Here is an 8,831-nt window from a genome sequence, read left to right as displayed (position 1 = left end):
AACCAGTGGGGGTTCAGAGACAGTCACCCGTTTACAGGCTTTGCACTGGAAGCGCCGCTTTTTGAGTAGGAGTACCGTAGGCATAAAGGCAGTGTCTGGGATAGGGATTTTAGAAGGCTTTTGGAAATCATATTTAATCATTGTCCCTTGGCAATGGGGGCACAAGGGAGGCGTATAATCTAGTTTAGCGTAGATTTTACGGTGGCTGCCACCATCAAGAGCCTTTTGAATGGTAATATTATTGTCTTTAATTCCGATGAGTTCTGTAGTATTATTAATCTGTTCCATATGAGCCTTTCTAATGAGTTGTTTGGTCGCTTTTCATTATAAGTCTTATGGGACTTTTTTGATACTCAAAAAAGTCCCTATAATCTCCAAAGTGGCATTACCCACTACAGAAATTATAGAGCCGTTTTTTGTGTACAAAATGAGGTAAAAATGTATGAAAGAAAATATTAATAATTTTCCTGATGTGATGGTAAACAAACAGGAATTAATTGAAAAATACTTTCCCTATTTCAAAGTAGGAACATTGAATAAATATATTTTAAATATTGCTGATAATGAGCAATTTAAGCATGTGATATTACGTCCATCAACTCGAATGACAATGATTAATGTTAGAGGTTTTTACCTCTATTTGCGTTGGTGTGAGAAACGAAGATTTAAGTAAAGTGTTATAATGTAAGCATTGATTAAAGATATGCTTGCTATTGTTAAGATAGGAGCTCATATGTTTTATAAAGAACTGTCTAATGGTAAATATCGCTATTATCAGAAATATTGGAATATAAGAGAGGAGAAGTGGTTACAAGTTTCTGTCACTTTAAAGTCCAAGACACGGGCTGCACAGGCAGAAGCAAAACGAATTTTAGAAGATAAAATTAGCAAGAAAAATAGTTTTCGTTCATTGCAAGTTGAAACTGTCAAAGAGGTGTATGAGCAATGGCTAGTCATTCGCCGAATGGAAGTAAAACCTAGTACATTACGAACGCAAATGGGGATAATGAAAGAGTTTATAAAGGTTTTTGGTAATGAAAAATTAACCAAAGCTAAGTCACCTGATTTACAAAAATATTTATTGGCTAAAGATTGGTCGTATGGTTATCGAAATTTAGTTAGAGTTTATTTATCATCTTTTTTGCTTATGCTAAAGCAGTTGGTTATTTGGCTGATAATCCAATGGATAATGTTGTTTTACCTAAACATAAAGTAACACGGGAAGAATTAGAGTTAAAGAGAGAGCGTTATTTTTCAAGAGAGAAAATACGACTTTATTTAAATGTTCTTGATGAAGTGGGAACTAATCCTATATTTAATATTTTAGTTGAGTTTCTGTATTTAACAGGTTTGCGTATTGGTGAAGCACAGGCGTTAATGTGGTCTGATATTAATTTTGAGACTAGAATATTGACAGTAAAACATACTGTTCAAAGGGCAAATAAGAAGTCAGATTATCAAATTACAACACCAAAAACAATTCATTCCTATCGAAAAGTTTATTTTAACAGTAGAGTAGTTGAATTATTGTATGAATTAAAATGTTTAACAACTGTTGTAAGTGATAAAGATTTGGTTTTTACTGATGGTTGTGGTGATTTCTTTTTAATGAATACGTTTAATTCGTATATTCAACGTTATTTTGATAGCGAAAAACTTGGAAAAACAGATAGCTTTAAGTTAACTAGTCATGTTTTTAGACATTCACACATTAGTTTACTAGCTGAATTAGGTTTTCATATTCGAGAAATTATGGAACGTGTAGGACATAGTGATGAAAAAACAACCATTCAAATTTATACGCATATTACAGAAAAGATGAAACAAAATAGTTTTGAAAAGTTAGAATCTGTTGCAATCTAAGTAACCAAAAACTAACCAAAAATGAAGTAAATAAGTAGAAATAAGTAATAGGTAGTCGTTAAAGAAAAAAAGTAGAAAGTCGTGAAATAGTAGTAAATGATAGTATTTGATAGTAAGTGCTTTTGTAAAAGAATATTAGGTGTTATAATATAAGCTATGAAAAAACGTTACAATACTCTAAATGATTATTATCGCGAGCTTTTTGGAGAAAAGATTTTCAAAGTTCCTATTGATGCTGGCTTTGATTGTCCAAACCGTGATGGAACGGTAGCACATGGCGGCTGCACTTTCTGTACGGTATCAGGCTCTGGTGATGCTATCGTAGCTCCAGATGCGCCAATTCGTGATCAATTTTATAAAGAAATAGATTTCATGCACCGTAAATGGCCAGAGGTCAAAAAATATTTGGTGTATTTTCAAAATTTTACCAATACACATGATACAGTAGATGTCATTCGTGAACGTTATGAGCAAGCCATTAATGAACCTGGTGTAGTCGGCATTAACATTGGGACACGACCAGACTGTTTGCCTGATGAGACCATTGCTTATATCGCTGAATTGTCTGAGCGCATGCACGTAACGGTTGAGCTTGGTTTGCAGACAACTTATGATGAAACTTCTGAAATCATCAACCGTGGTCATAACTATGATTTGTACGTTAAAACTGTTAAACGCCTTCGCGAGCTAGCCCCAAAAGTAGAAATCGTTTCTCACTTGATTAACGGTCTTCCTGGTGAAACTCATGAAATGATGATTGAAAATGTTCGACGTTGTGTGACGGATAATGAGATTGACGGTATTAAACTTCATTTGCTTCACTTGATGACAAGTACCAAAATGCAACGTGATTACCATGAAGGCCGTTTAAAATTGCTCAGTATGGATGAATATGTCAATATTATCTGCGACCAGTTGGAAATTATTCCTAAAAATATTGTTATTCACCGTATTACTGGAGATGCTCCGCGTGACATGTTGATTGGACCAATGTGGAGCCTCAAGAAATGGGAAGTTTTAAACGCCATTGACAAAGAAATGGAACGTCGAGGTTCTTATCAAGGATGTAAATTAGAGGAGGTTGAATCGTGATCAAACGTCCCTTACACTTATCACATGATTTTTTGGCTGAGGTGCTAGATGATGGTGCAGTAGCTGTTGATGCAACCATGGGAAATGGCAATGACACAGCTTTTCTCGCTCAGCATGCTAAAAAAGTTTACGCTTTTGATGTGCAAGAACAAGCGCTAAAAAGCACACAAGAACGCCTAGAAAAACAGGCAATTTCAAATGCGCAGTTGATTTTAGATGGGCATCAAAATCTTGATAAATACGTCAGTGAGCCAATTCGCGCAGCTATTTTCAACCTTGGCTATTTGCCAAGTGCTGATAAGACAGTCATTACAAAACCTGATACTACTTTAGTGGCTATTGAAAAAATCTTAGAACGTCTTGAAATCGGTGGCCGTCTAGCTATCATGATTTATTATGGTCACGAAGGTGGGGACATGGAAAAAGATGCTGTGCTTGATTACGTGTCAGCTCTTGACCAAAAAGAGTTTGCAACCATGCTTTACAAACCTCTTAACCAAATTCACCAACCACCTTTCTTGGTTATGATTGAAAAATTACGTTAATAATAAAACCTCTATGATTAAGGTCATAGAGGTTTTTCGTTATTAAAATTCAGGTTTGATGTAAATGCGGTCATCACCGAGCGGCACGATTGAGACTTTTTGGTCATAAAAATCAGATAAAATAGTTTCAGTAAGAACTTCATTTTTAGGACCCTCGGCAATGATTTGCCCTTTTTTGAGGAGAAGAACGTGGGTAAAAGAACGTGTGATTTCTTCTGCGTGGTGAGTGACGTAGAGGATGGTTGGTGCCGTTGGAAGAGTCGTGATTTGCTCGATTTGGCGGAGTAATTTTTCACGAGCAAATAAATCAAGACCACTGGTTGCTTCATCGAGAATTAAAATCTCAGGTTCTTCCATAAGGCTACGAGCAATGAGAAGTAGTTGCTTTTCACCTTGTGAAAGACTGGCATAAATACGACCAAGAAGATGTTCACCGCCAATTGAGATGAGCATTTGTCTTGCCTCGTTTAGCCCTTTTTCGCCATATTCAGTGTATAAAATGCTTGATTTATATTTTCCAGTCAGGACAATTTTTTCAGCAAGCATGTGTGGAGAGAGACGTTCTGCGATAAATGAACCGACAATGCCGATTTTGGTACGCATGTTGCTGATATCAGTCCCACCAAATTTATTTCCCAGCACCTCAACACTACCTTGACTTGTCCAGTATTCTGCTGTGATAAGTTTTAGAAGTGATGTTTTACCAGACCCGTTGAGCCCTAAGATTGCCCAATGTTCCCCTTTGTTGACCTTCCAAGTAATGTCCTTGAGAAGGGTTTTATTTTGTCGTGATAGCGTAACATTTTCCAAAGTAATTTGAGCCATAAGTGACCTCCGAGATGTGTTTGACAGTTATTATACCATTTTTAGAAAATTCAGACAAATACCTATTGAAAGGTTTGATTCATTAAACTAAAAAGTCAGTAAAACTTTACTAAAACTTATTGACTTCTTTTATGAAAACGTTTACTATAAAACTGTAATGAAAAACAAGTTACTTTTAGAAGGAGATTTTTATGGATACTAAATCAAATCCAGTTTCAAAGAAACAGGCTGTAACATCACGAATCTCATATGCTTTTGGGGCATTTGGTCATGATATTTTCTATGCAACCTTGTCAACATATTTCATCACCTTTATTACCTCACATTTATTTAACACAGGTGATGCGGCACAAAATAATCGCATGGTTTTATACATCACTCAGATTATTGCAGGTTTGCGTATTGTCGAATTGATTATCGACCCTTTTATCGGAAATATGATTGATAATACCAAAACTCGTTGGGGTAAATTTAAACCTTGGGTAGTTGCTGGTGGTACAATCAGCTCGATTGCTTTGTTGATTTTGTTTACAGACATGGGAGGTCTTAACAAGACAAATCCAGTTCTTTACTTGATTATCTTTGCATTTATCTACATTACAATGGATATTTTCTATTCATTTAAAGATATTGGTTTTTGGTCAATGGTTCCTGCTTTGTCATTTAGTTCAGAAGAACGTGGAAAAACAGCAACCTTTGCTCGTATCGGATCAACTATTGGTGCTAACATTGTCGGTGTTGTCATCATGCCGATTGTACTTTTCTTCTCACTAAATCGTAATGGTGGTGCTGGTGATAATCGTGGTAGGTTCTGATTTGCTTTCATCGTAGCTTTGCTCGGTGTTTTGACTGTTCTAGCCGTTGCATTTGGAACACACGAAATTGAGTTAAATCTTCGAAAAAATACTGAAAAGACTGGTTTTAAAGATGTTCTTAAAGTTTTGACTAAAAACGATCAATTGATGGCAATTTCATTGTCATATGTCTTGTACACTACAGGTATCAGCATTTTAAATGCTTCTGAATTGTATTATTTCACTTATATCTTGGGACATGCTGCCCAATTCTCAATCCTTGGTACAATTAACACGGTTGTTGGTTTGTTGTCAGTATCACTTTTCCCTAAATTAGCTGGAAAATTGAACCGACGTCATCTATTATTTGCATGTATCATTGTTATGCTTTGTGGTATTGGTTTGTTATCAGTAGCTGGAACTTCACTCACTCTTGTCTTGGTCGCTGCTGAATTATTCTTTATTCCACAACCACTTGTCTTTCTAGTTGTTTTGATGATTATCACAGACTGTGTTGAATATGGTCAATGGAAACTTGGTCACCGTGACGAAGCTTTGACATTGTCAGTTCATCCTTTGCTTGATAAATTTGGTGGTGCTATTTCAAACCTTGTTATTGGTGCTGCAGCGGTTGCTGCTGGTATGACAACAGGTGCGACAGCTGATTCAATTACAAAAGCAGCTGCCATGTCATTCAAACTTCACGTATTTGCTTTACCATTTGCTTTGATTATTCTAAGTAGTGTTGTCTTTTTCTTCCGTGTTAAATTAACCGAAGAAAAACACGCTGAAATCGTCGAAGAACTTGAACGTACTTGGGGTCACGAATATGTTGATGATGAAGTTGAAACAGATGGTGGCTTGACTATTTCTGCACCGATTGCTGGTGAACTTCTTGACTTGTCACAAGTAGCTGATCCAGTCTTTGCTAGCGAAGGTCTTGGTAAAGGATTTGCCATTAAGCCAAGTGATGGTTGTGTTTACGCACCGTTTGATGCCATGGTTCGTCAAGTCTTTACGACACGTCACGCTGTTGGTTTGGTTTCTGAAGATGGTATTGTTCTATCGATTCACATGAGTCTTGGTACTGTCAAATTAAAAGGCACAGGCTTTGTATCATATGTGGTCGAAGGAGAACGTGTTAAAAAAGGTGATAAATTAATTGAATTCTGGGATCCAGTTATTCAAAAAGCTGGTCTTGATGATACTGTTATTATTACCGTTACAAACACTCATGCTTTTGAAACATTTAACATGCAAGCAAAAGCTGGAGAAACTGTTAAAGCAGGTGACAATGTGCTTACTTTGCATTAAGAATAAATTGTTTCAAAACAAAGCTCAGTTTTAAACTGGTTTTTTTAATAGTATAAAATGATTGTATTTGTTTAGTACTTTAATTAGAAAATGTGCTATAATGAAGTCACTGTATTAAGAATTGTATGTAGGTTTTTTGCCTAATTTTTATAAAAGAGGAGTAAGATTTATATGGAAGACCCGAGTCAGAATTTAGTTTTTCAATTTGTATCATTGTTAATTTTGACTTTGCTTAATGCCTTTTTCTCAGCATCTGAGATGGCACTTGTTTCTTTAAATCGTTCACGTGTTGAACAAAAAGCAGAAGAAGGGGACAAGAAGTTTATTCGACTTCTTTCTATTTTAGAAAAACCTAATAACTTTTTATCAACCATCCAAGTTGGGCTTACATTTATCAGTCTGTTGCAAGGGGCTAGTTTGTCAGCTTCACTAGGTAGTGTTATTGCTTCATGGTTTGGTAATTTTGCTTGGGCACAGACTGCGGGAAGCATTATTTCTCTTGTCTTTTTGACTTACATTTCGATTGTTCTTGGTGAGCTTTATCCAAAACGTATCGCGATGAACCTCAAAGAAAATCTTGCCGTCATTTCTGTTCCGATTATTATTTTTATTGGAAAAATTGTTAGTCCATTTGTATGGTTGCTTTCAGCTTCAACGAATTTTTTATCACGCATTACGCCGATGACATTTGATGATGCTGATGAAAAAATGACGCGTGATGAAATTGAATACATGTTGTCAAAGAGTGAAGAAACGCTTGATGCAGAAGAAATTGAAATGCTACAAGGTGTCTTCTCATTGGATGAATTAATGGCGCGTGAGGTCATGGTGCCTCGTACAGATGCCTTCATGATTGACATTAACGATGATACGCAAGAAAATATCCAAGATATTTTGAAAAATCATTTCTCACGTATTCCTGTCTATGATGATGACAAAGATAAAATCATCGGTGTTCTTCACACAAAACGTCTGCTTGCTGCTGGTTTTCGTGATGGCTTTGACAATATTGTCTTGCGCAAAATTTTACAAGAACCTTTGTTTGTTCCTGAAACAATTTTTGTGGATGATTTGTTGCGCCAGTTGCGAAATACTCAAAATCAGATGGCAATTTTGCTAGACGAATACGGAGGTGTTGCAGGGATTGTAACCCTTGAAGACCTTCTTGAAGAAATTGTCGGTGAGATTGATGATGAAACAGATAGAGCAGAACAATTTGTTCGAGAGATTGGTGAACACACTTACATCGTTTTAGGTACGATGACTTTGAATGATTTCAATGATTACTTTGACCTTGATTTGGATAGTGACGACGTTGATACAATCGCTGGATTTTATTTGACAGGTGTCGGAAATATTCCGAGCCAAGATAGTCGTGAAACGTTTGAAGTTGAGTCAAAAGATAAGCACATCGCTTTGACAAATGACAAAGTCAAAGATGGTCGTGTGACAAAACTAAAAGTCGTTTTTTCTGATATAGAACAGAATAATGAAGAAGACTAAGTTTGACTTAGTCTTTTTTCATTGGAAAATGGTATAATGAAAATTAGAAAAACGGTTACAAAGGATGATAGAAAATGGCTGAAATTGATTACGGAAAAGTGACTGGAATGGTTCATTCAACAGAAAGTTTTGGTTCTGTTGATGGTCCAGGCGTTCGCTTTGTCATTTTTATGCAAGGCTGCAAAATGCGTTGCCAATACTGCCACAACCCTGATACTTGGGCATTAGAAAGCAATAAATCACGAGTAAGAACAGTTGATGATGTTTTAGCAGAAGCACTTCGCTACAAACATTTCTGGGGTGAAAATGGTGGTATCACTGTCTCAGGTGGTGAAGCCATGTTACAAATTGATTTTGTGACTGCTCTCTTTACCAAAGCTAAGGAGTTAGGCATTCACTGCACGCTAGATACTTGTGGGTTTACTTTCCGTGATACACCAGAATATCACGAGATTGTTGACAAGTTATTAGCTGTTACAGATTTGGTGCTTTTGGATTTGAAAGAAATCAATCCAAAACAACACATTGTTGTTACACGTCAACCAAACACAAATATTCTAGCTTTTGCTCGCTATTTGTCTGATAAGAAAATTCCAGTTTGGATTCGTCATGTTTTGGTTCCTGGTTTAACTGATTTTGATGAGGATTTGATTGACCTTGGAAAATTTGTAGAGACACTTGAAAATGTTGATAAGTTTGAAATTCTTCCTTACCACACTTTGGGTGAATTCAAATGGCATGAATTGGGAATTCCCTACAGTCTCGAAGGGGTGAAACCACCGACGAAAGAACGTGTCCAAAATGCTAAAGAGCTTATGCACACAGAGTCGTACACAGAGTACATGAAACGTATTCATCAGTAGTCCTTATGACTATTGACATTGACTTGAATCTT

General features: G+C 36.3%; 9 protein-coding genes and 1 pseudogene. 8 read left to right on the top strand and 2 right to left on the bottom strand.

Translation table 11 applies throughout. From position 1 onward, the window contains the following. A partial coding sequence (locus HMPREF0819_RS09370) for an ISL3 family transposase (RefSeq protein WP_004232992.1) occupies nt 1-288 on the bottom strand: 288 nt, incomplete at its 3' end. Between the two features lie 154 nt (nt 289-442). On the opposite strand from HMPREF0819_RS09370, the gene HMPREF0819_RS04870 reads away from it, so the two are divergent. The 5 genes from HMPREF0819_RS04870 to mnmM all read left to right on the top strand — a co-directional run bounded on the left by HMPREF0819_RS04870 (nt 443) and on the right by mnmM (nt 3,500). Continuing rightward, nucleotides 443-673 carry a hypothetical protein gene (locus HMPREF0819_RS04870; RefSeq protein ID WP_004232989.1) on the top strand — a complete coding sequence of 77 codons (231 nt, stop codon included), beginning with the start codon at nt 443-445 and terminating at the stop codon, nt 671-673. 60 nt (nt 674-733) lie between these two features. Further along, a complete protein-coding gene (locus tag HMPREF0819_RS09365) occupies nt 734-1,216 on the top strand; it encodes a tyrosine-type recombinase/integrase (protein WP_237393046.1) in 483 nt (160 codons plus the stop codon). Then, the gene (locus HMPREF0819_RS09360; protein WP_237393045.1) at nt 1,168-1,863 is read left to right on the top strand and encodes a site-specific integrase; all 696 of its coding nucleotides are present in this window, start codon (nt 1,168-1,170) and stop codon (nt 1,861-1,863) included. The genes HMPREF0819_RS09365 and HMPREF0819_RS09360 overlap by 49 nt, the downstream gene beginning before the upstream one ends. Nucleotides 1,864-2,019: 156 nt before the next feature. After that, the gene (gene mnmL, locus HMPREF0819_RS04860) at nt 2,020-2,955 is read left to right on the top strand and encodes a tRNA modification radical SAM protein MnmL/YtqA (protein ID WP_004232984.1); all 936 of its coding nucleotides are present in this window, start codon (nt 2,020-2,022) and stop codon (nt 2,953-2,955) included. Further along, entirely contained in the window at nt 2,952-3,500 is a 549-nt protein-coding gene (gene mnmM / locus HMPREF0819_RS04855) for a tRNA 5-(aminomethyl)-2-thiouridylate-methyltransferase MnmM (protein WP_004232983.1), read from the top strand. The genes mnmL and mnmM overlap by 4 nt, the downstream gene beginning before the upstream one ends. 42 nt (nt 3,501-3,542) lie before the next feature. Here the strand turns inward: mnmM and HMPREF0819_RS04850 are convergent, their stop codons facing one another. After that, complete coding sequence (locus tag HMPREF0819_RS04850) at nt 3,543-4,325, bottom strand: ABC transporter ATP-binding protein (protein ID WP_004232982.1); 783 nt, start codon at nt 4,323-4,325, stop codon at nt 3,543-3,545. 191 nt (nt 4,326-4,516) lie between these two features. Between HMPREF0819_RS04850 and HMPREF0819_RS04845 the strand changes: the two are divergent. The 3 genes and pseudogenes from HMPREF0819_RS04845 to pflA all read left to right on the top strand — a co-directional run bounded on the left by HMPREF0819_RS04845 (nt 4,517) and on the right by pflA (nt 8,799). After that, nucleotides 4,517-6,433 (top strand): annotated as a pseudogene (locus HMPREF0819_RS04845) (glycoside-pentoside-hexuronide (GPH):cation symporter). 171 nt (nt 6,434-6,604) lie between these two features. Continuing rightward, on the top strand, nt 6,605-7,936 hold the full coding sequence (locus HMPREF0819_RS04840) for a hemolysin family protein (protein WP_004232978.1): 1,332 nt from the start codon (nt 6,605-6,607) through the stop codon (nt 7,934-7,936). Between the two features lie 74 nt (nt 7,937-8,010). After that, a complete protein-coding gene (gene pflA, locus HMPREF0819_RS04835; RefSeq protein ID WP_004232977.1) occupies nt 8,011-8,799 on the top strand; it encodes a pyruvate formate-lyase-activating protein in 789 nt (262 codons plus the stop codon). The last annotated feature ends 32 nt before the right edge of the window (nt 8,800-8,831 follow it).

Source organism: Streptococcus equinus ATCC 9812, assembly GCF_000187265.1.
GTDB classification, from domain to species: domain Bacteria; phylum Bacillota; class Bacilli; order Lactobacillales; family Streptococcaceae; genus Streptococcus; species Streptococcus equinus.
Note: the sequence above shows the minus strand (reverse complement) of the source record. Positions and strands in the feature narration are given on the sequence as shown.

What these genes read in the sequence shown, in the direction of transcription:
- pflA (WP_004232977.1), top strand. Translation starts at nt 8,011, where the DNA reads ATGGCTGAAATTGATTACGGAAAAGTGACTGGAATGGTTCATTCAACA.
- HMPREF0819_RS04870 (WP_004232989.1), top strand. Translation starts at nt 443, where the DNA reads ATGAAAGAAAATATTAATAATTTTCCTGATGTGATGGTAAACAAACAG.
- HMPREF0819_RS09365 (WP_237393046.1), top strand. Translation starts at nt 734, where the DNA reads ATGTTTTATAAAGAACTGTCTAATGGTAAATATCGCTATTATCAGAAA.
- HMPREF0819_RS04850 (WP_004232982.1), bottom strand. Translation starts at nt 4,325, where the DNA reads ATGGCTCAAATTACTTTGGAAAATGTTACGCTATCACGACAAAATAAA.
- mnmL (WP_004232984.1), top strand. Translation starts at nt 2,020, where the DNA reads ATGAAAAAACGTTACAATACTCTAAATGATTATTATCGCGAGCTTTTT.
- HMPREF0819_RS04840 (WP_004232978.1), top strand. Translation starts at nt 6,605, where the DNA reads ATGGAAGACCCGAGTCAGAATTTAGTTTTTCAATTTGTATCATTGTTA.